We start from the raw sequence: 22,329 nt of genomic DNA on the forward strand, positions 1-22,329 counted from the left end.
TCGTAATTCATAAAGGTGGGAACTATGTTACAGCGCATATTGGTAAGTTTAATGTTATTGGTAATGAGTGTATATGCTCAAGCACAAGGCATCGACTTTCGTTTGAGTTCAGAATCAGCAGAATTTAATTATTTAATGAAAACCACCACTAAGATTGGGGTGGGCGGTGCCGATGTCGGTATGGGTCTATTTTGGAATGAGAATGATGATCTGTTGGCAAATTTTAAAGGCACTGTATCCGGTGCATTAACTGGCACTAATCGTTCGGTGAGTATCGGTGGCGGCATCAAATTTGTATTGGGTAAAGTAGATCGTTTAGACGATGATAGTGACAATGAGATTGGCTCATTAGCCATTGGCGGCAAGATAGCCTATATATTCCCTGCAACGACGCCGATGAGCGTGTATGTGGAAGGTTTTTATGCACCCGATGTTACCTCCTTCGCTGATAATAAAAGCTTCACCGAATTAAATATCGGTTTTGATGTTGAAGTCGCCGCGCAAAGTAGATTGTATGTCGGTTATCACAAAATGGAAGTGGATTTTGAAGATGGCCTTAGCGATTATGAATTAGATGATAATTTGCACGTTGGTGTTCAATTAAGTTTTTAATTTTTCGTAATGAGCAGACTCCGTAACTACCAAAGCGATTGGTTCACGCCAGTCGCTTTCTCTGAATAAATATCTTTTATGCACACACTCAATGATTTATTAACTATTATGACGCGTTTGCGAGACCCGCAAACCGGCTGTCCCTGGGATAAGCAACAATCGTTTAATACGATTGCGCCTTATACTATTGAAGAAGCGTATGAAGTGGTCGATGCCATTGAACGATTCGACATGAGTGATTTACGTGATGAGCTAGGAGATTTATTGTTTCAAGTTGTTTATCACGCACAAATAGCCCAAGAGCAGGATCATTTTAATTTTAATGAAGTCGTGCATGCAATATGTGAAAAAATGCTACGTCGTCATCCACATGTGTTTGGTGCTGCACAAGAGCGCCCCATTAATGAAATAAAACAAAATTGGGAAGCTGAAAAAGCACGCGAACGTGCCAATAAAAATTCAGCTGAGTTATCCGCCGAATTAGCAACGGGCACCTTGACGGGGATTGCTTTAGCGTTGCCGGCATTAAAACGTGCAATGAAATTGCAAAAACGAGCGGCTCAAGTAGGTTTTGATTGGCCTTCAGTCGACGGCGTGTTTGCAAAGTGCGTGGAAGAATTGCAAGAAGTACGCGCCACTCATCTTGATGATAAAGTTGCACTGCAAGAAGAGCTGGGAGATTTGTTGTTTAGCTGTGTCAATCTCGCGCGGCATTTAGAAGTTGATCCGGAAGAAGCTTTGCGCAAAGGCAATCATAAGTTTGAACGACGTTTTGCGGCGGTTGAAGAATATTTACACGCACAAAATATTGAGCTGCGTAATGCTAGCGTAGAACAAATGAATCATGCTTGGGATATGATTAAACAGGCGGAGAAAGCGATATGATGTTTGGTTACGGTTTTTTAATGATATTAGTTCAAGTTGTATTTGGTATTCATGCTTATAAAACGGGACGCATGTCGCCATGGTTGTGGTTTATTGTGTTAGTCCCGGTGATTGGGTGTCTATTATATTTCTTAATCGAAATGTTGCCAGAATTAGCACGCTCGCGAGTGATCGGAAAAACGCAACGCGGCGTTGAAAAACTATTAAACCCCGAAAAAAATTTAAAAAACTATTCGCAGCAGCTCGAAGTGTCAAATAATGTGGGCAATACATTAAAGCTAAGCGAAGAAATGTTGAGCAAAGGACTTTATAGCAACGCTTTAGAAATAATAAAAAAAGCGCGTAAAGGTTTATTTGAAGATGACCCCGTTTTGTTATTAAACCAAGCGCGAGCGGAGTTTCAGTTGGCCTTATATGCTGACAGTAAAGCCACCTTGGATTATTTAATTGCACGTAATCCTGATTTTAAATCTGAACAAGGTCATCTTTTATACGCACGAAATTTTGAAGCCTTGCGGCAAGACCCTCAAGCACTGCACGAATATCAGGCATTAATTAAGTATGCGGCTGGCGCAGAAATTCGTTACCGCTATGCGGTCTTGCTGCATCGTATGGGTCAGCTGGAGCAGGCGCAAAAAGAATTGCAAGAACTGTTGTTAAGCGCGCGAAATTCGCCTGGCCATTATAGAAAGCGCAATGAAGAGTGGTTAAGTTTAAGTGAGCGCGAATTGCAGGCGATAAAACGCAGCTGATCATAGACAGTTTATGCGCACGCCAGCAATTTTAATTCATTATCGTGCAGTTTATTTGGCGAGAGAAAACTATCCGGCGGCGATGTGGAGTAGCACGGCGTGTTTATCGGGCACTGGGTATCTCGATTTACGCCCAACAGATTTATGAAGGCTTGATGCTTATGAAGGTGCTGCATATAAGCGGACAAAACGGTTAACGTGTTGGGCGAATAATCAGATTTTTTTTTTGGTATATCGTTTGCGAAGCAATCAACGACGTGTGGATAGAAGGCCCTGGGTTTTTACATCTTAAATATTTAATCCACCTAGAATCACGCCCGCCGCTTGTAACTTTTGTAACTCTATCGTGCCGCCTTGAAGCACAACCATTGGGTTGGGGTGCTGTAATTCAAGTGCTATTTTTTCTAGTATTTGTTGTCCGGTTAATTTTGCGGCGTTGTGCTCGTTTTGAATAAGTTGCACCAAACGCGCAGTGACCGGATTGAGATTGATAAAATGAATTAAGTCTTGGCGATCGCGATAAACAATCAGATGGGTTATTTGTGCCGGCGGCTCTTGCGGTTGATAGTCTGGACTTAGTTGATGTACCGGCCATTGATAACTTAATAAGCAGGCTAACGATGATAAAATGGGCGTTGTGTGTAATAAATTCGCATTGGGATTAATATTTTCGAAATTATTGGTTTCATCTTGTACCGATAGCGCTATTTCAATCCATTCATAATGCGCGAGCTCATGCAAAAAAGGAGGGTCGCATGGCTTTGCTATATGTTCAGTGTTAAGGAAATACAAAAACTCTTGAGCAATTTCCAGAAAATAGGGCGAGTGATTTTGATGGCGATGCATGAAGTCACGCACCATTGCATGCCAGTCCGCATCTGAATATAGTTTACGTAAGACCGGAAAGCCGGTTGCGATAAAATTTTCTAGATTGTTATAAAACAATTCTCGATAGATCTTCATGCGCCGATCTTCAACATCAGCAGGCGCAGGATTTTTATCAGGATGACGCAGATGCGCTGAAAATTCATATTGCAGGGTTTTAAAATCACGCACGAGGTTTTTCATATTTTTTAATTAGGTGATAAATATTTTTTAAGCCAGTAGTCCGCGCTGATCCAGCGACCACCGCCTAAACAAAACAGCGCGAGCAACATAATAAAATAAGTAGCCGCCCATTCGATACCATTATTTAAAATAACAAAGTTGCCTGTTTCGGTCAGCCATTCGTAATCGGTGTGTTGATATAAAGTTTCTTTGGCGTAATTTAAGCGCTGCATGGCACCGGCTAAATTGGCGGAGGCAAAAGGCGAAGCTCCGTCATGCACTGCTTGCCAACCATGTTGCCAGTGTACTGTAAACATAGCGACTAACATGGTTATCATTAAAGGAATAGAAATCCAACGCGTTGCTAGGCCTAGTAATAATAAAATAGCGCCTCCCATTTCAGTAGCGGTGGCGAGAAATGCCAATAATTGTGGGAATGGTAAACCGAGTCCACCGTCACCAAACCACGCAACCGTATCACTAAAGTGCATCATTTTATTGCTGCCCGCCAACCAAAAAATCGGCACCAGATAACAGCGCAACACTAGTGGCGCCAAGAAATCTAATTGCTGCACAATGTTTAATAAAAAATTGTTGGCCTGTTGCGCATAACGTAATAACAATGACATAAGTAAACCTTTGGCTGAGAGTTTATATTATACGTGGCATTCGGAGAATTGGATGCGTTTAAGCGGCCGCATCATTGCGTGTGTTTATTTGCGCAACCGGTGGATACAATTCGCTAAAAGGTTTTGAGTGGCCATAGCTTACGACAATGCGTACATGTTTGCGGGTCAAGTGACGGGGATCTTCGACGCCACAAGAATGCGCAATATTGCCAATACCCAATAACATATTTTTTACATAGTTTGCGATACGTTCAGATTTTAAACGGGGATCTAAACCTTTTTGCAGTTTGACATTGTGCGTCGTGATGCCGGTAGGACAGGTATTGCGATTGCATTGCAACGCTTGAATGCAACCCAATGCGAACATAAAACCGCGTGCCGAAGAAATAAAGTCTGCACCTACGCACAGTGCCCAACAAGCGCCAGCAGGTGTGATCATTTTGCCGGAGGCAATAATTTTAATGCGTTCGCGTATTTGATGGCGTGATAATAAATCAATCACTCGCGGTAAACTTTCTTGAATTGGCAAACCAACATAATCCATTAAGCTTTGTGGCGCAGCACCTGAACCGCCATCACCGGAATCGATGGTGATAAAATCCGGTGCAGATTCAATGCCGCGTTTTTTTATTTCGCCGCACAAATCATCTAGCCATTCAGTGTCACCGATTACCGTTTTAAAACCACACGGTTTGCCGGTGACTTGGCGAATTCGGGCGATTAAATTTAATAATTCACTCACATTAGAAACGTCAATGTGTCGATTGGGGCTATGACACGTTTCGCCAACGGTAATGCCGCGGATCGCAGCAATTTCAGGCGTAACTTTATCGCCGGGTAATAAACCACCCATACCGGCTTTAGCGCCTTGACTTAGTTTTACTTCAAACATTTTAATACAATCATTCGCGCCTAATTCGCGCAATTTATTGTCATTTAAATCGCCGTTAATATCACGCACGCCAAATTTGGCAGTACCTAATTGAAATACGATATCGGGTTTATAAGCGAGATGGTATTTTGATAAACCGCCTTCGCCCGTGTTGAGCCAACAACCTGCTTTAGCTGCACCTTCCGATAAAGCCAGCACGGCGGGTTTTGAAATAGCGCCATAACTCATGGCTGACATATTAAAAAGCGAACGCGCTAAATAAGGTTTTTCGCAATACGGCCCAATTGTAACGGGTGCGGTTTCAACGGCATCTATGCCTAAGGTCGGAAATGCTGTATTAGGAAAAATTACCGCGCCAGGTTTGGTTAAATCATAGGTAGAACCAAACGCGATGGTGTTATCTAAATTTTTAGCAGCGCGATAAACCCACGCGCGTTCGGCGCGATTAAAAGGCATTTCTTCGCGATCTTGCGAGAAAAAATATTGCCGAAAAAACTCACCTAAGTGTTCAAATAAATACCGAAAGCGACCAATAACCGGAAAGTTATAACGCACGGCTTGAGTAGTTTGGGTTTTATCAATAATGTAAATAACGATAATGCTTAATACGCCTACGCCGATGGCAACAATAAACAACACCGCCATGACGGCGAGGGCTTGTAATAAATAGAGGGATAATTCGTTATTCATGAACACTTCCTTGTTGCTATGCAGCAGAATCAGCTGGCGGCACTGTGTTGTTGTGCTTGAGCTTGGAGCTGATGAATCTTATCGACCTCGGCGAGTAATTCCTGAGTAGCGGGGAAATTAAAATCACGTTCAAGTAAGGTGGGGAACACGCCTACGAGTTGGTAAGCGGTTTCTAGCAGTTGCCAAACCGGGTCAATAACATCTGCGCCATGGGTGTCGACGCGTAAATCTTCGGCTTCGACATAGTGCCCTGCGATATGGGCGTAGGCGATTCGTTGTAAAGGCAGCGCTTTTAAAAATGCGTGGGCATCGTAATGATGGTTAATAGAATTCACATAGATATTGTTAAGGTCTAATAATAAATCGCAATCAGCGCGGCTGATGACGGCGTTGATGAAATCAATCTCAGTCATTTCTTGGCCGGGCGCAGCATAATAAGACACGTTTTCAATCGCGATGCGCTGTCCCAATAATTCTTGTACCCGCATGATACGCGCAGCGACATGGTCAACCGCAGCTTCGGTAAAAGGGATCGGCATTAAGTCGTATAAATGCCCGTCATCGGAGCAATAACTTAAATGTTCTGAATAACAACGGATTTGATGGGTATTAAGAAACTCTTTGATATCGAGCACCAGGCTCTCATCCAACGGTGCAGGACTGCCTAGCGATAACGATAAACCATGACAAACAAAAGGATAACGTTCGGTAAATTTACGTAACTCTTTACCCCAGCGGCCGCCCACGCGAATCCAATTTTCCGGCGCGACTTCCATGAAATTAACTTGTGACGGATAAGGATCTGAGAGCGGGCCCGTGAGAGCCCGTCTCAAACCTAAACCCGCACCAGTAACGCTATAGCGAGGGATTTGCATAAGGTATAAAACCTACCTAATGAGGATGACTATTTCTTTACTGCAGCTTTGGGTTCTTCTTTCTTCATGTCAGCGCCGCACTTGCCTTCGCCACATTTGCCTTCAACCGCTGTTTTAGCTTCTGCGCCGCCTTTACCAGCAACACCTTGCTTCGTGTCACTTCCTGCTTTTTTGTCAGCGCCGCACTTGCCTTCGCCACATTTGCCTTCGCCACATTTGCCTTCAGCATGTTTTGCATCGTCTTTTTTCTTAGCGCCGCATTTGCCTTCGCCGCATTTACCTTCGGCGCCTGCAACCATGTAGCCGCTGCTCATTTCGGTCATGCCGAAAGGATTTTGTTCAGCTGAAACAGGTGCTGCTGCTAAAGAAGCTAACAGGGTTACGCCCAAAGCAGAGGCGATCGGGCTAAGCTTGTTTTTATGGTTCATGAAAATTTCTCCAAAATGATGAAATGATAATTTAATAGATCAATGTGACTGGATAACGCTTCAAGCCATCTTACTAAAGGAAAGCTAACGCTAAAGCTAAAGTAAGGCAGCCAGTGTACCTATTTCAATACGCATGAAAACTCTTTTTGGATGCTACGGAATAAGATCCCGCAATCAGGGCAGGCTTAATTAAGGCGAAATAAATGGAGAGTAGAAAGATAAAGCTAAATAAATTCAAGGAGTTGTGGCTTGTGCGAAGTGCAAAAGCCACCGCTCAGACGATCAATACATTTATTTATAATAGAAAAATAAAAGTCGCTATGACGACCGCGAGTTGTACAGGCACCATTACTTTGTAATTTTTAGATACCACAATCATTAATAAGGTAAGCGCGCAGGCGATACCTAATAAAACTTTAGCGTCCAAGGGGCTGAAATTATTAATCGCAATCCGCGCGGCTAGATATAAGCCCAATCCGGCTACAACGCCGCTAATAGCAGGCAGCACGGCCAATTTATAAGACTTGGCATTAGCAGGCAGCGGGCCCATTATAATTAATGCAGGTACGTTAACCACAAACATGGCCAGTAAAATGGCGGCCAACGCTAATACGACAAAAACGAAGTAACCCATGGGTAGTTCTCCAGCGTGAGGGTCTTAAATCAGAGGTGGCGATTATGGGTTTGTCGGGCGAGGTGAGCAAGTAGAAGTTGCGGAAGTGGCTAGTTAGTCTTCGGCTTTATCAGGGTAAGCGCATAGATCTTCAATGAGGCAGGCACCGCAGCGCGGTTTACGGGCGACACAGGTATATCGACCATGCAAGATCAGCCAGTGATGCGCGTCTTGTTTAAATTCAACAGGCACACGTTTTTCTAATTGCTGCTCTACTTCGATGACATTTTTGCCCGGCGCTAAACCGGTGCGATTGGCTACTCTAAAAATATGTGTATCAACCGCAATGGTAGGCTGACCAAAAGCGGTGTTTAACACCACATTGGCGGTTTTACGACCCACGCCAGGCAGCGCTTCCAAAGCCTCACGAGATGCCGGCACTTGGCCGTCATGTTTTTCTAATAATAAAGCGCAAGTTTTTAGAATATTGCGGGCTTTGGTATTAAACAAACCGATGGTTTGAATGTATTTTTTTAAACCACGCTCACCGAGTTTTAAAATAGTTGCTGGCGTATTGGCGACGGGAAATAATTTTGCCGTGGCTTTGTTAACGCCGACATCTGTCGCTTGCGCCGATAAGATAACGGCAATTAATAATTCAAAAGAGTTTTGATAATTTAATTCAGTCGTCGGCGTAGGGTTAGCAGCGCGTAAACGTGTAAACATAATGCGACGTTGGCGGGCGTTCATGTTTTAGATAGCCGCAAAGCTATGCGCGCATCAATCATATTTTTTACAGCGATTAATAGACCTAAAATAATAAAAGCGCCCGGCGGTAAAATTGCTAATAAGAAACCGCGGTAATCAGTGTTCAGCTCAAATACAAAATCATTTGCTGCTGCACCGAAAATCAAACCTGCATGGGCGAACAAAGTACCAAACCCGATGAGTTCACGCAAACTGCCTAGTGTTACTAGCGCCAATGCAAAACCAACACCCATGCTTAAAGCATCAACGGCAGCGGCTAATGTTGAGTTTTTAATAGCAAATGATTCGGCGCGGCTGATGACAATACCATTGATAATAATCAACGGCACAAAAATACCTAAGCTTAAATACAGCTCATGCCAAAATGCATTCATCAATAATTCAATAGCGCTGACCACCGTGGCGATGATTAATAAAAAAACCGGCCTGCATATTTCGGGACGTACGATATGACGCAGAAGTGAAATGCTAATATTCGACATCAGCAAGGTTAATAAAGTGGCTAGCGCTAAACCCAAAGCCGTAATAGCCGTATTGCTGACCGCTAACAAAGGGCATAAACCTAAGAGCTGTACTAAGCCGGGATTGTTATGCCAGATATCGTCGCATAGTTTGTTTTTAATCAAGCTAGTCATGGCGTCCGCGCCGCTGTATTTTTTATTACAGTATTAGGAGAAAAAATAACAGCATGATGAGTTTTGGCGTATTGCAAAGTAGTGTAAATCGCCAGCACCACGGCGCGCGGTGTAATAGTTGCGCCTACAAAAGCATCAAAATCGCCGCCATCTGGTTTTACTTTCCATTGTGATGCTGCCGGATTGTTTAAGCTTAAACCACTAAATTGTTGGATCCAATCAGAGCGCGTTATATCAATTGCATCGCCTAAGCCGCGCGTTTCACGATGCGTGATGACCCGTACGCCCGCAAGACTATGGTCAACATTAATACCAATCAATAGTTGAATGTTGCCACCATACCCATTCGGTGCAGCGGTAAAAAATAATGCAGCAACCGGGTTTTCATTTAGATGCGCGCGATGAACGATAACGGATTGTTTAGTACCTAAAGCAGGATCTTGCAACACGATAACATCGTTAAGTAAATCATTGTCATAACGATGGTTTGGAATAATTTCATTTAATATTTTTAACTGAGCTACATGTTGGTTATGCGAGATTCGATCTTGCGTTGCATTATTGAGCCACCACAAAAAGCTAATCGACAATAGTGCGCAGATACTGAAAAAAGCGCTGTTCATGATAATGGGCGAGATACGAAACTTCATGTTCTGCCGAATACGCGAGGTTTGGTAAAGTAATCTAACGCTGGCGCGGTTGAATTCATCAGTAATACAGCAAAAGCGATGCCGTCAGAATAAGCGCCAAAGGTACGAATAAAATAAATCAATATACCAATGCCAGCGCCGTAAATAATTTTGCCCTTGTTGCTAGTGCAAGCTGAGACAGGATCGGTTGCAATAAAAAATGCCGCGAGCAGGGTGCTACTGGCGGTGATATGAAACAGTGGTGAAGGATAAACATTGTCATTAACCAACCAAAAAATACTGGCGACAATCGTAAGTGCGAGTAATAAGCTTATGGGTATATGCCACGTAATAATGCGTCGCCATAATAATAATAGGCCGCCGCATAACCACGCCAACGAAATAAATTCCCAGCCATAACCGCTCACATATCCAAAGAGTGGGCGAGTTACAATATGGCGAACATATTGATTTAAATTTACGTTAGTTTTTAATGTGTCTAAAGGCGTTGCGCCGCTAATAGCATCCCAATTGGCTGTCGGTAATTGCTGTTGGAATACCGCTAAATACGTTTCGTAAAATGATAAATGATAATGCGCTAAACCTTGCGGCAAAATCCATTGACTCATATCTTTGGGAAACGAAACTAACAATACTGCATAACCCAGCATCGCAGGATTAAACGGGTTGTAACCTAAACCACCGTATAATTGTTTGCCACATATAATGGCAAATCCGCAGCCGACCGTCGTTAACCACCACGGCGCTAAAGGCGGCAAAGCCAGTGCTAATAACCACGCGCAAACAAATGCGGAACCATCTTGTAGCGTGTCGAATATGGCGCGTCGCCGTAGCTTTAAAACACAAGCTTCTGCCACGCATGCCACCATGCTGGCAATGACGATATTAAATAATACGCCCCAACCAAAAAAATAAATCATAAAGACACTGCCGGGAATCAGCGCGGCTATAACCCACAACATAAGATGCTTAATGCGATTACCCGAATGGATATGCGGCGAACTAAGTGTTTTAAATTTCATTCGGTTTCGTCATTTTGAAATGCTATTTTTTTCTTAGCGTTAACACGCGCTAATGCAGCTTGAATGTCCACTTGCGCGCCTAGGCTGGTAGTTTTTTGAGTTTCTAAAGCTTGCTTTTTTTGTTGCAACATTTCTTGCTTAATACGTTCTTCAGCGTCTAAACGCGCTTGCCTAGCTTCAAAACGCGCACGTGCGATATTGGATTTTTGATGGTTATAATTAATCTGAGTAATTTCTGTTTTGGCAAAACGATAATATTGAACCAGAGGAATTTCGCTAGGGCATACATAAGAGCAGCAACCGCATTCTATGCAGTCAAATAAATGCTGAGATTCAGCTTTAGCGAAGTCTTGTGTTTTGGCGTGCCAATATAATTGTTGTGGTAATAAATTAACTGGACATACTTGTTCGCAGGCGCCGCAGCGAATGCAACTTTTCTCGCCAACAGATTCAATTTCAAGATCAGAGGTGTAAACTAAAATACAGTTAGTTGATTTAATAACGGGCAGTTCATCACTAGTTAATGCAAAACCCATCATCGGTCCGCCCATGATGAGTTGATAAATATTTTGTTGATAACCGCCGCAATGCATAATTAAATGCTCTATAGGCGTACCGAACAACACATCTATATTATGCGCTTGTCGTATGCCATCGCCGCAAACAGTAACAACGCGGGAAATCAACGGTTCATTGTGTTCGATAGCGCGATGGATAGCATATACCGTCGCCACGTTATGACACATCAATCCAAACGCCGCCGGTAAGTCATCATGCGGAATTTCTAATCCAGTTAACGCTTTAATTAATTGTTTCTCATCGCCGCTAGGGTAACGCGCAGGAATTATTTTGAGCTCGATATTGGTGGTTTTATTTTCTTGTAGCGCTAATTTTAAAGCGTGATACGCTTCTGGTTTGTTATCGGCTAAAGCAATAAAACAATTTTTTACATTTAAGGCGTGTTGCAAAATACGAATGCCGGCAATAATGCCGTGTGCGTGTTCACGTATCAGCGCCTCATCGCAACAAATATAAGGTTCACATTCTATTGCATTAATAATTAATGTCTGAAGGGGGTTGTTAGCGCAAGAATTAAGTTTAACGGCGGTAGGGAAAGCCGCTCCGCCTAAACCAACAATTCCGGCCTTATGAATTTTTTCGAAAATCTCAGTTGCGGAGAAAGCTGTAAAGTTTGTAATCGGTGTGCGTGTGATCCACTGTTCTGCGCCATCGGGCTCGATGATCATGCACGGCGTGATTAAACCTAAAGGATGAGATACGGCGCAATCTTCAATGGCGAATATTTTTCCGGAAGTAGGCGCGTGCAATCTTATGCTCATCTCCTCTTGCGTGTCAGCAATCAGTTGACCTTTAAGAACCGAATCGCCGATTTTCACTAGCGGCACAGCAGCGCTGCCTTTGTGTTGTTGCAAAGGTAAAATTAATCGTTTCGGCAAACTAATCGTTTTGATGGGTTCAGATAATGCAGCGCTATTGTTAATAGCAAAATATAAACCGCCATGTAATTCATGTGACGTGGTTTGCTTAGTAATATTAAGCGGTATTTTAATGTTTACGCCCACGCTAATTATTCTCAGTGTTAATTTGCATGAGGCAAGTGTAAAGATGCTACATGGATAGGAATAATTTTTGGTTGGGTTGGAAATGGCCACGCGGGTAGATTATTTTCCACCGGCACCATTAGAATGCAATCGACAGGACAAGGCGCGACACATAATTTGCAGCCCGTACATTCTTGCGCGATAACGGTGTGCATTTGTTTGCTGGCACCAAGTATCGCATCTACTGGACAGGCTTTAATGCAGAGCGTGCAGCCGATGCAAATGTTTTCATCAATCACAGCGAGTAGCGAAACCTTTTCTTCAACGCCATTGGCGGGATTGAGCGGTTTACTCTCACGACTTAATAAATGGGCTAGTGCCTTAATAGTGGCGCTGCCGCCGGGTGGACATTGATTGATATCAGCATTGCCTTGTGTAATAGCAGTAGCGTAAGGACGGCAGCCGGGGAATGAGCATTGGCCACATTGTGTTTGAGGTAACAAGGCATCGATTTGATTAATGAGTTGGTCATTATTTTTTATTTTCAAATGAAGTGTCATATACGCTAACAAAGCGCCAATCAGCGCGATGATGCTACTAACAATAATAATAGATAGCCACATAATTAGGTTTTAATAAATCCAGCGAAGCCTAAAAACGCTAATGACATAATGCCAACGGTGATTAATGTTAACGGTGCGCCTTTAAAGGGCGCAGGCGCATCAGTCACGCTTAAGCGTTCGTGCATTGCCGCAAACAATACTAACACCACTAAAAATCCTAGCGCGGCACCAAAACCATAAACCGCCGCCTGCAGGAAGTTCTGCGCTTGTTGTATGTTCAATAAAGTGACGCCTAAGATCGCGCAGTTGGTAGTAATCAAAGCTAGAAAAATTCCTAGCGTATCGTGTAAGGCAGGTTTTATTTTACGTATTGCCATATCAGTGGATTGCACGATGACTAAAATTATTAAAATAAATATTAAAGTGCGTAAATAGGATAGATCTAAAGGAATCAAAATATATTGATATAGTAAATAATTAACTATCGAAGACAAGGTCAACACCAAGGCGGTCGCTAAGCCTACGCCTAATGCTGTTTTAATTGGGTATGGCGCGCGTATGAATGAACCTGCGCCTAAAAAATTAATTAAGACGATATTATTTACTAAGACGGTACTGAGTAAAATCAGGAAATAGTCGGTCATAACGGCGCGGAATCGATTAATAACAGAGGCAGACTATAGCAAAACTGCCTCGGCGGTTTAAGATATTTTTGCTAACCGCGAGGGAGATAATGAATGTGTGTACGGGATTTTAATGAAATTTTAAGCGGCTGTTATGAGGGTTTTAGCGGAGGCACTGGACAATCAATCGTTGCGGCAATGGCGCGCAATAGTTCAATTTCTTCGGCTTGTACAACGCCGTCGCTATTAATTGCTGCACATAAGGCTTTGAGAAATTTGGGTTTGGCCAGCGGTTTAAGCTGCGCTAAATTAGTTAAAGCAGTTTCTACTTGAGTATGGCGTAATAAATTTTTTGGTGTTAATTCGATAGTGAGCTCGGCAAGTTTAGCGGCTTGCTGAAAGGCTAAAGTTGCATCTTGATTACGATAAGCGAGCAAAGAAAAAATAATAGCGCAATCGTCGGCTAGTTCTTTAATGTCATTAAACCGCACGGCAGCAGGTTTGGTTTGACGTAAACCCAGATCGATTAATCGATATAAGGCCCATTCCCATAATTCAAAACGCTGATCGGCATTAATAGCGTGTTTTAAATGATTTTGTAATTCATCGATTTCGCTTGCTGATAATTCTTTGAGCGCAGCTAAACATAATTCCATAATGGGCAGGCGTTGTTCAATGGATGTTTCGTTTAATGCGGGTAACAAATTTTCTAATTGCGCGAGCAAAGTCGCTGGCAAAGAATTGCCGATTACATTTAAATTAGCTGTGCGTTGGCTGGCGGTGCTGCCTAACATAAGTCCTACCAGTGTTGCGGATGCAGCGGCGGGTGTATTGGTGGCTGTATGTAAGACGCTGGGAATGTTAGCAATGAGTTGATGCGCGTAAGCAACGTGTTCCGCAGTCGGCATGCCCGTTTGATCAAGCACATGCTGCAACACCGCGGCCGTCGGTATGATCGCGGCAAGTTTATCGCGCGGTGAATTTTTATTGTCTTGAGCAGTAGATTTTGTTGCATCAGGTTTGATTGTGGAAGTAGTGCTGATGTATTTTCCATCCCAACGTTTATCAATACGTCGAATCCGTTCGCTTAATGGTGGATGCGTTGCAAATAAACCTTGTAAGCTCATGCTGGTGCCGCTAGCGATATAACAATGACTGAATTCCGCTGCGTTGGCATGCACTAATTGCGAACCTGTCCCGACGCTGCCAATTTTTTTCAAGGCGCCACCAATACCTTCGGGATTGCGCGTGTATTGCACGGCGGACGCATCCGCTAAAAATTCGCGTTGTCGACTAATCGCGGCTTTGATTAAGTTGCCAAACAATAATCCACCATAACCGATCGCCATAAAACCAACGCCCATTAACACCACAGGCATGCTATTTTTGGAGCGTGAAAAGCGCATGCTCATTAACAAGCGTTGGCCAATCAAAGCGACAAATAAAATACCAAATAACAAACCAACTAAACGTAAATTAATGCGCATATCACCATTAAAAATATGCGAGAACTCATGCGCAACTACGCCTTGTAATTCATCGCGGCTTAATAATTCCATGGTGCCGCGCGTAACACCAATGATGGCATCGTGAGGGCCGTAACCCGCGGCAAAAGCATTGATGGACTTGTCTTCTAAAATATAAATGGCGGGCACCGGTGTGCCAGAGGCAATAGCCATTTCTTCTACTACATTCACCAATTTGCGTTCGTGAATATTTTTAGTAGCACGATCCAGCAATTTTCCATCTAGCGCTAACGCAACTGCTTTGCCGCCTTGATTTAATTCACTGAATTTATAAAGGCTGGCTAAGGCAATAACCACGCAGATGCCGACAGCGATGCCAATATAAGCAGAAAGCGATAAGGTAATAGGATGCTCAGATTCTGCGGAAAATTTAAGCAGCGCTATAATTAATAATTCACTGAGCGCGACTAGCGAAATAATAGCCGCAACAAATAGCAGTGCTAGACGTGTAGTGTTACGTCTAGCTGCCGCTTGTTGTTCAAAAAAATTCATGAATCATTAATCACTTAGCAAAATTAAAAACTAATCTTAGGCGCTTCTTGAATGGCCACGCGATCTTCAAATTCTAATAATGTTGCATTTTGGTTGTGGCCAAACATATTAGCTAAAAACACCGGCGGAAAACTTTGGCGGTAAATGTTGTAAGCCATGACCGCATCATTAAATGCTTGACGCGAAAAAGAAATTTTGTTTTCCGTGCTGGTTAATTCTTCGCTGACTTGCATCATGTTTTGATTAGCTTTTAAATCAGGATACGCTTCCATGACGACATTTAACCGTCCCATCGCGCCGGCGAGTGAGCCTTCGGCATCGCCCAATTGTTTTAAAGCCGCAGGATCGCCCGGATTAGCGCTAGCCGCTTTAAGACCGGCCATGGCTTGATTACGTGCCGCGATCACGGCTTCTAACGTACCACTTTCGTGTTTTAAATACGCTTTGGCGGTTTCAACCAGATTGGGGATAAGATCGTAACGGCGTTTTAGTTGCACATCAATTTGTGCAAAAGCGTTTTGAAATTGATTCTTTAAAGCGACTAAGCGATTGTAGACGCTGATGCCGTATAAAATAATCACAATAAAAATAATCGGAAAAGCAATAGCACCAATCGACATGATAAAACTCCTTTATGAAGGTTATATAGTATTCGTTATTTAATCCGCATGCCCGGCTCTGCACCGCTATCGGGCGTTAATATAAAAATTTCTTTATTGCCGGCACCCGCTGCTAATACCATGCCTTCTGATAAACCAAACTTCATTTTGCGTGGCGCTAAATTTGCAACCACCACTGTAAGTCGTCCGATTAAATCGGCTGGCTCGTAAGCTGCTTTAATGCCGGAAAATATCTGCCGAGTTTCACCGCCGAGATCAACGGTGAGTTTTAATAATTTATCAGCGCCCTCGACTAATTCCGCGTTGAGGATCTTCGCTACACGCAAATCGATTTTATTAAAATCATCAATACTGATTTCGGCTGCTAAAGGTTGGTTAGTAAGCGCTGTTGCAGTGACAGTATTCTGTGGCGATAAATTTTCTTTGGAGTCTTCAATCATAGCGGCAATCTTCTCTGGGTCGACACGCGTCATCAAGGGCGTGAAGTTGTTAATACGATGATCTAATAAAGCGTGCGATACCGTCGCCCAGCTCAGCGCCGGTACATTTAAGAATTGCTCAGATGCATGTGACAACATGGGCAGCACGGGTTTTAAATACGCAATTAAAACACGATATAAATTTATACCTTGGGTGCAAATTGCATGCACTTGCTCTGATTGTTCGGGATCTTTAGCTAAGACCCAGGGTTTTTTCTCATCTATATATTGGTTAGCTTTGTCAGCCAACAACATAATTTCGCGCATGGCTTGTGAATAATTGCGCGCTTCATATAAGGCCGAGATAGATTCACTAGCGGCAATAAAATGTTGAAAAAGTGCAGGCTCGGGTAATTGGGTTGCGAGTTTATTATCGAAGCGCTTATTAATAAATCCTGCGCAACGGCTAGCAATGTTAACGAGTTTGCCCACTAAGTCGCTATTAATGCGCGCAACAAAGTCTTCTAAATTTAAATCAATATCATCGACACCCGAACTTAATTTTGCCGCCATGTAATAACGGTAATATTCGGGCTCTAAATGTTGTAAATAGGTTTGCGCCATAATAAAAGTGCCGCGTGATTTAGACATTTTTTGACCGTTAACGGTTAAAAATCCGTGGCAATACACGGCAGTTGGTAAGCGTAGATTGGCGCCTTCTAACATGGCGGGCCAAAAGAGCGTATGGAAATACGCGATATCTTTGCCAATAAAATGATATAGCTCGGTGGTGCTATTGCGATCCCAGTATTCATTAAAATTTAGATTGTGTTGATCGCAGTAATTTTTAAAACTGGCCATGTAACCAATCGGCGCATCTAACCACACATAAAAATATTTACCTGGCGCGTCTGGAATTTCAAAACCAAAATAAGGCGCATCACGAGAAATATCCCAATCTTGCAAACCATCTTCAAACCAGTCATTTAATTTGTTGGCAATTTCACTTTGCACATGCTGCGCAGTCCATTTTTTTAAAAACTTTTCAAAATTGCCGAGTTTAAAAAAATAATGTTCAGATGCCTTGGTGATAGGCGTAACGCCGGTAATAGCAGAGACTGGATTTTTTAAATCAGTAGGACTGTAAGTCGCGCCGCAGACTTCACATGAATCACCGTATTGATCTTTTGCACCACAGCGCGGACATTCACCTTTAATAAAACGATCAGGCAAAAACATATTTGCTTTTGGATCGAAGGCTTGTTCAATTGTGCGTGTTTCGATATGGCCTGCTTGTTTGAGACTTTTATAAATCAGGCTAGCGAATTCGCGATTTTCAGGTGAATGAGTGGAGTAATAATTATCAAAGTTGATATGGAAACCGGCAAAATCACGACGATGCGCGATATTGTAATTTTCGATCAGGGCTTCAGGGGTAATACCTTCTTTTTGCGCACGCAACATAATCGGTGTGCCGTGCGCATCATCGGCGCATACATATAAACAATCATGTCCGCGCATTTTCTGAAAGCGCACCCAAATATCAGTTTGGATATATTCGACCAAATGGCCTAAATGAATGTGGCCATTGGCGTAAGGCAGAGCGCTGGTTACCAGTATTTTGCGAGGCATCGTGTTCATACAAATAATAGATTCATAATTAAACAGTAAAAGAAGAGAAGGCTAAAGTAGCAAATTTTGGTAGTACGCGGCAGCCTTATTCAGCGGGTTGGGCGTTTTTTTGTAATGTCAGCTGCCAATGTTGGGTCGCGCTCAGCGGATAAGCTTGCTGGATGTGAGTTTGTGGTGATGCTAAAGCTGACCAAATATCGTCCGGTACTAAGGTATTGTGAGCCAGCAATGTAGAGGCGGCCAATTTTATTTCGCAGTGTATTTGCCACGTTGCGGCAGAAGTTGTCGTCGTATCATTGTTGACATAAAAAAAACTACATTCGCCAGTTTGAGATTCACTTCCATCTTCGTCAACAAAACCAATTAATGCCGTTTGGGTAGTGGAGGCATCAAGATAATGTTGAGCAAGCCATAAAGTATTAACAAATGCGGAGGGTGTTGCGCTCAGCAATAATGTTTGCTGGGGCTGTAAAGCTAAGGCATTTGCTAAATGCAACAAGGCCATATTGTGTTGAGTATTCATTAATGTAAATGGCATGGGCGGAGAGTTATCCGCCATCACTTGTTTTATCGCCGTTTTACAATCACTTAATGCGCCGTGTCGTGAACACACAATGAGCGCCGTGTTGTGCGGCAGTGGTGCTTGATTTTTTAAACACGCTAAAGCGCCGCCAATTAGTAATTCAGTTAAACGATTAGTGCGTCGCAAGTTCAGTCCTGTTTGTTGTTCTAAGGCGCGACGCTCAGGTTGTTCTGCTAAAACATGTTGATGCCAAGTTATGAGTTTCATTGCTTAGGCCCTATGCGTACTGCAATGCTACTCAGGCTGCCGCCAAACCCTAAAATATTACACAATAAATGGTGCGTTTGATTCTCTAATAAAAAGTGCTCGCGTAATGGTTGCAGCGGCAGTAATGGATCTGCGTGTTGTAAGCCACGCGTGCCGGGTAAAAACCCTGCTTCTGCACAGCCTAATAACAAGGTTAGCTCTGCTAAACCACTCGCGCCTAAACAATGTCCTAAATAAGCTTTTAATGACGCAATTTTAGTGTTCGTATCAAATAACATCGCCAGACCTTGCGCTTCAGCAAGATCATTTAAAGCGCTGCCACTGGCTTGCGCTTTAATGTAAGTGATGTCGCTGCTTTGTAAACCACTGTTTGCTAAACATTGTTGCAGCAACGTGATAACACTGCTGCCATCTTCTTTTAAACCGGTTTGATGCGCTTTGTCTAAAAATTGCGCGCCGCCTAATAATAAACACGATGGTTTGTTGGGATGTGGATGACGACTTAATACTATTCCCGCAACTGCTTCACCTAACACCATTCCATCACGTTGTTGATCGAAGGGTTTCATGTTGTTGGCAGATAACAAGCCCATGCCGCCAAAGCCTGCTAATGCGGTGCGATTAAATAAATCTAAACCGATAATGGTGACGTGTTCTGCGCCGCCACTGGCGATTAAACGTTGCGCAAATAACAACGCATTTAAACTCGAGGTGCACGCAGTGCTAATGGTTAAAGCGGGGCCTTGCCAATCTAATAATGTGCAGAGGTCATTGGCGATACTAGATAAATTGAGCGTTTGTAAATGCGGAAAGTTTTGTTCACCTGCGCCGACGTTTAACGCAGAAGAGGCCAATAAAATAGTGTGGGTGCGTAGTGCGTCTATAGAAAGGCCACTGCTGATAGCGCATTCAGTAAGGCACTGCGTTAACAGATAATTTTTGCGTTGCTGCCAATCCGCGTTTACATAATTAATTGCGTAATAAGGCGCATCGTAATCTAGCGGCGGTGGCAGGCGATGGCTAACGATGTGCGGTGCTTGTTGGTTTTGCACGGTGCAGACCGCGTCACGTAAAGATAAGCCGCAGGCGCTGATGTGACTCAGGCCGCGAATGTGAGCAGGAAAATGTGCAGTGTTCATGAATGACGTGCGTTAATCAATTTTAATTGGATTATTTTGGCGGTAGCGATAATAAATAATCCGCTAAGTTATTAACCGATGATAAGACGCGACGCGTTTCTTTGCTGTCAGCTAAACGTACGCCGTATTTTTTTTGCAAAGCCATCGATAATTGCAGAGCATCTAAAGAATCTAAGCCCAAACGTGCGGTAGGGCCAAATAATAATTCTTCATCTTGAAAGCCATCGCTTGGCGCAGGTTTGTCGCACACTTCTAAAATGAGCGTTTTTAAATCAGCAATTAATTCGGATTTATTCATAAAGATTTCGCTATTAATATCAGCTAGTAAATTGACGACGTTGATAAAGCCACGTAGCAAATAACGCGCACACAATACCAAAAGTGCTTAGCATGGCTAATTGCGGTGCGACATCTGTTACCGTGGCTTGCCGCAACAAAGTATCAAGCGACGCTTCTAGTCCCCACGCCATCGGTGAGATTTGAGTGAGGGCTTGCATAAAATCGGGCATCACAAATTTCGGCACCATGACGCCACCAATAGCGCCTAACAAAATATTGCTAGTGCCACTAAGCACGGTAGCTTGTTCGGGTGTTTTGGCTAAGGTTGCGATTAATAAACCAAAACCTACGGCAGCAAAACTAACCGCCGTTAATACCATCCATAATACAAAAAAGTTATTACCAATACGCAACGCATCGCCGCCGGCTAATGGCACAAGATAAATACCAACTAATAACATCATTGCGGCTTGTAATTGATTAATCACCGCATAAGGTAAGGTTTTCGCCAACAACATCATTAAAGGATGTATGTGCAAACTAGATAAGCGCGCCAGCGTGCCTTGTTTGTTTTCAGTAACTAATAATGTACCCATGGGTATCGCAACAAAAAACATGGCGAAAACTAACCATGCCGGTACATTTTGTTGTACTGAAGAAGAAGGATTTATTTTATAAATAGAAGATGAATCAGCATTCGGCGCAAAATATTCAATGTTCATAAGATTTTTATAGGCATCGCCGCCTTGTTTGCTAGCGTTGTTGCCCATGCCTAATGGGAAAAACGCCGTCAATATTTTTTCAGTACGTAATTGCGCTAAGGCTGATTGGATCACGGTTGAAAATAAAGAAACGCGCGCAGTGTTAATAGCCGGATCAATGACGATAGTTATAATGCTGCGCTCAATTAGCTGGGTAGGATCGGCTAAGGTTGCGGCAAACTCTTTATTTAAAATGACGATGAAATCTAATTTTTTACTGCGCAGCGCTTGTTCGGCATCTTTGCGCGACAAGATATTTTCTTGCGCGGCGCCGATGGGTTGAGTGGCAAGCAAATCGATAAACTGTTGCGTGGCCGAGCTGGGCTGATCCACTAACACGACATACCGATTTAATTCGGCGGCGCGATTACTGTGGAAAGTGTCTTGTAAAGCTAAGGACATAATTAAAATAAAAGCCGCAGGCATAGCAAACAACACCGCTAAGCCGTGCATATCACGTGACAATATTAAGAATTCTTTTTTAATTAAAGCAGTAAACATGGCTTAGTCTCGTAAAGAGCGTTGCGTGAATTGCATGAACAGACTTTCCAGTGATTGATGACCATACTGCAAAGACTGCACTATTAATCCGAGTTGTTGCAATTTTTCAAGTAGATGACTTAGATCGGCAGGATCTGTAATGCTGCCCGTGTAAAGCGCGGGCGTCAGCGGCGCTAAATTAAATTCTTGAGTAAGGCGAGCGCGGATTAATTCGGCAGGTGCTTGAGAAAAAGTAACTTGAACCGTAGCGGCACTGCGCTTGAGTAAAGTGCTTAATTCGCCTTCGCAGATAACTTGACCGTGATCAATAATAGCAATGCGATCACACAAATATTCTATTTCTTCCATGTAATGACTGGAGTAAATAACTGTTTTGCCGGAGGCTTTTAATTCGCGGGTAGCATCAAGAATAAAGCTGCGTGATTGTGGGTCAATGCCGACAGTAGGTTCATCGAGCAATAAATAATCAGGATCGCCGATTAAGCCGATCGCTAAATTCAATCGGCGTTTTAGTCCGCCGGAAAGGTGTTCCGCCGGTTTTTTAAGCACATGTTGTAACTGCGCGAAATTGATGCAGTAATCAATACGTGTCGTCGCGTGTTTGCCCAGCGCACAAACGCCGGCAAAAAACGCTAAATTTTCATAACAAGTTAACATTGGATAAAAAGCATATTGTTGCGGAACGATCGCGATACGACGTGGTTGTTGTTTATTTGCCATTTGCAACGCTATGCCGTCCAGCAATATGGCGCCTTGTTGTACGCGTAAGATGCTGGCCAACAAAGATAACAAAGTGGTTTTGCCTGCGCCATTGGGTCCAAGCAGACCAAAAATTTCGCCTGCGCCAATGGTTAGATTAATGTCATTAAGCGCAACTTGATCGGCTCGCTCATATTGATGCACAATATTTTGAATGTTGAGCAT

At 43.1% G+C, this 22,329-nt stretch carries 24 protein-coding genes; 3 read left to right on the plus strand and 21 right to left on the minus strand.

Going from position 1 to position 22,329, the window contains the following annotated elements; genetic code table 11:
* The first annotated feature begins 24 nt into the window (after positions 1 to 24).
* From H0W44_04380 to H0W44_04390, 3 genes are all read left to right on the plus strand, one after another.
* Complete coding sequence (locus H0W44_04380) at positions 25 to 612, plus strand: hypothetical protein (protein ID MBA3581672.1); 588 nt, start codon at positions 25 to 27, stop codon at positions 610 to 612.
* A gap of 78 nt (positions 613 to 690) precedes the next feature.
* A complete protein-coding gene (gene mazG, locus H0W44_04385) occupies positions 691 to 1,497 on the plus strand; it encodes a nucleoside triphosphate pyrophosphohydrolase (protein MBA3581673.1) in 807 nt (268 codons plus the stop codon).
* Positions 1,494 to 2,249 (plus strand): tetratricopeptide repeat protein, encoded by a 756-nt coding sequence (locus tag H0W44_04390; protein MBA3581674.1) that lies wholly within the window; start codon positions 1,494 to 1,496, stop codon positions 2,247 to 2,249. Before mazG ends, H0W44_04390 begins: the two co-directional genes overlap by 4 nt.
* 288 nt (positions 2,250 to 2,537) lie before the next feature.
* Here H0W44_04390 and H0W44_04395 read toward each other — a convergent pair whose 3' ends face one another.
* From H0W44_04395 to H0W44_04495, 21 genes are all read right to left on the minus strand, one after another.
* The gene (locus H0W44_04395; protein ID MBA3581675.1) at positions 2,538 to 3,317 is read right to left on the minus strand and encodes a putative DNA-binding domain-containing protein; all 780 of its coding nucleotides are present in this window, start codon (positions 3,315 to 3,317) and stop codon (positions 2,538 to 2,540) included.
* Between the two features lie 5 nt (positions 3,318 to 3,322).
* Positions 3,323 to 3,925, minus strand: a complete 603-nt coding sequence (locus H0W44_04400; protein ID MBA3581676.1) for a DoxX family protein — start codon at positions 3,923 to 3,925, stop codon at positions 3,323 to 3,325.
* 58 nt (positions 3,926 to 3,983) lie between these two features.
* On the minus strand, positions 3,984 to 5,507 hold the full coding sequence (locus H0W44_04405) for an FMN-binding glutamate synthase family protein (GenBank protein MBA3581677.1): 1,524 nt from the start codon (positions 5,505 to 5,507) through the stop codon (positions 3,984 to 3,986).
* Positions 5,508 to 5,536: 29 nt separating this feature from the next.
* Entirely contained in the window at positions 5,537 to 6,382 is an 846-nt protein-coding gene (locus H0W44_04410; GenBank protein ID MBA3581678.1) for a DUF692 domain-containing protein, read from the minus strand.
* Between the two features lie 29 nt (positions 6,383 to 6,411).
* Positions 6,412 to 6,810 carry a hypothetical protein gene (locus tag H0W44_04415; protein ID MBA3581679.1) on the minus strand — a complete coding sequence of 133 codons (399 nt, stop codon included), beginning with the start codon at positions 6,808 to 6,810 and terminating at the stop codon, positions 6,412 to 6,414.
* A 295-nt stretch (positions 6,811 to 7,105) separates the two neighbouring features.
* A complete protein-coding gene (locus H0W44_04420; protein MBA3581680.1) occupies positions 7,106 to 7,444 on the minus strand; it encodes a hypothetical protein in 339 nt (112 codons plus the stop codon).
* A gap of 93 nt (positions 7,445 to 7,537) precedes the next feature.
* A complete protein-coding gene (gene nth, locus H0W44_04425) occupies positions 7,538 to 8,173 on the minus strand; it encodes an endonuclease III (GenBank protein MBA3581681.1) in 636 nt (211 codons plus the stop codon).
* Positions 8,170 to 8,826, minus strand: a complete 657-nt coding sequence (locus tag H0W44_04430) for an electron transport complex subunit E (protein MBA3581682.1) — start codon at positions 8,824 to 8,826, stop codon at positions 8,170 to 8,172. The genes nth and H0W44_04430 overlap by 4 nt, the downstream gene beginning before the upstream one ends.
* The gene (rsxG, locus tag H0W44_04435; GenBank protein MBA3581683.1) at positions 8,823 to 9,476 is read right to left on the minus strand and encodes an electron transport complex subunit RsxG; all 654 of its coding nucleotides are present in this window, start codon (positions 9,474 to 9,476) and stop codon (positions 8,823 to 8,825) included. The genes H0W44_04430 and rsxG overlap by 4 nt, the downstream gene beginning before the upstream one ends.
* A complete protein-coding gene (gene rsxD, locus H0W44_04440; protein MBA3581684.1) occupies positions 9,473 to 10,498 on the minus strand; it encodes an electron transport complex subunit RsxD in 1,026 nt (341 codons plus the stop codon). Before rsxD ends, rsxG begins: the two co-directional genes overlap by 4 nt.
* Positions 10,495 to 12,081 carry an electron transport complex subunit RsxC gene (gene rsxC, locus H0W44_04445; protein ID MBA3581685.1) on the minus strand — a complete coding sequence of 529 codons (1,587 nt, stop codon included), beginning with the start codon at positions 12,079 to 12,081 and terminating at the stop codon, positions 10,495 to 10,497. Before rsxC ends, rsxD begins: the two co-directional genes overlap by 4 nt.
* A gap of 17 nt (positions 12,082 to 12,098) precedes the next feature.
* On the minus strand, positions 12,099 to 12,683 hold the full coding sequence (rsxB, locus tag H0W44_04450; protein MBA3581686.1) for an electron transport complex subunit RsxB: 585 nt from the start codon (positions 12,681 to 12,683) through the stop codon (positions 12,099 to 12,101).
* Between the two features lie 2 nt (positions 12,684 to 12,685).
* Positions 12,686 to 13,267: an electron transport complex subunit RsxA gene (gene rsxA, locus H0W44_04455; protein MBA3581687.1), complete on the minus strand. Its 582-nt coding sequence runs from the start codon at positions 13,265 to 13,267 to the stop codon at positions 12,686 to 12,688.
* 131 nt (positions 13,268 to 13,398) lie between these two features.
* On the minus strand, positions 13,399 to 15,264 hold the full coding sequence (locus H0W44_04460; protein MBA3581688.1) for a M48 family metallopeptidase: 1,866 nt from the start codon (positions 15,262 to 15,264) through the stop codon (positions 13,399 to 13,401).
* A gap of 23 nt (positions 15,265 to 15,287) precedes the next feature.
* The gene (locus tag H0W44_04465) at positions 15,288 to 15,884 is read right to left on the minus strand and encodes a LemA family protein (GenBank protein ID MBA3581689.1); all 597 of its coding nucleotides are present in this window, start codon (positions 15,882 to 15,884) and stop codon (positions 15,288 to 15,290) included.
* A 35-nt stretch (positions 15,885 to 15,919) separates the two neighbouring features.
* Complete coding sequence (gene metG / locus H0W44_04470) at positions 15,920 to 17,935, minus strand: methionine--tRNA ligase (protein MBA3581690.1); 2,016 nt, start codon at positions 17,933 to 17,935, stop codon at positions 15,920 to 15,922.
* An 85-nt stretch (positions 17,936 to 18,020) separates the two neighbouring features.
* Positions 18,021 to 18,725 carry a hypothetical protein gene (locus H0W44_04475; protein ID MBA3581691.1) on the minus strand — a complete coding sequence of 235 codons (705 nt, stop codon included), beginning with the start codon at positions 18,723 to 18,725 and terminating at the stop codon, positions 18,021 to 18,023.
* Positions 18,722 to 19,864, minus strand: coding sequence for a beta-ketoacyl synthase (locus H0W44_04480; GenBank protein ID MBA3581692.1), 1,143 nt, complete (start codon positions 19,862 to 19,864; stop codon positions 18,722 to 18,724). Before H0W44_04480 ends, H0W44_04475 begins: the two co-directional genes overlap by 4 nt.
* Before the next feature lie 31 nt (positions 19,865 to 19,895).
* Positions 19,896 to 20,162: an acyl carrier protein gene (locus tag H0W44_04485; protein ID MBA3581693.1), complete on the minus strand. Its 267-nt coding sequence runs from the start codon at positions 20,160 to 20,162 to the stop codon at positions 19,896 to 19,898.
* Between the two features lie 19 nt (positions 20,163 to 20,181).
* A complete protein-coding gene (locus H0W44_04490) occupies positions 20,182 to 21,405 on the minus strand; it encodes an ABC transporter permease (GenBank protein MBA3581694.1) in 1,224 nt (407 codons plus the stop codon).
* A gap of 3 nt (positions 21,406 to 21,408) precedes the next feature.
* Positions 21,409 to 22,329 (minus strand): ABC transporter ATP-binding protein, encoded by a 921-nt coding sequence (locus tag H0W44_04495; GenBank protein ID MBA3581695.1) that lies wholly within the window; start codon positions 22,327 to 22,329, stop codon positions 21,409 to 21,411.

Source organism: Gammaproteobacteria bacterium (genome assembly GCA_013817245.1).
GTDB lineage: Bacteria > Pseudomonadota > Gammaproteobacteria > HTCC5015 > HTCC5015 > JACDDA01.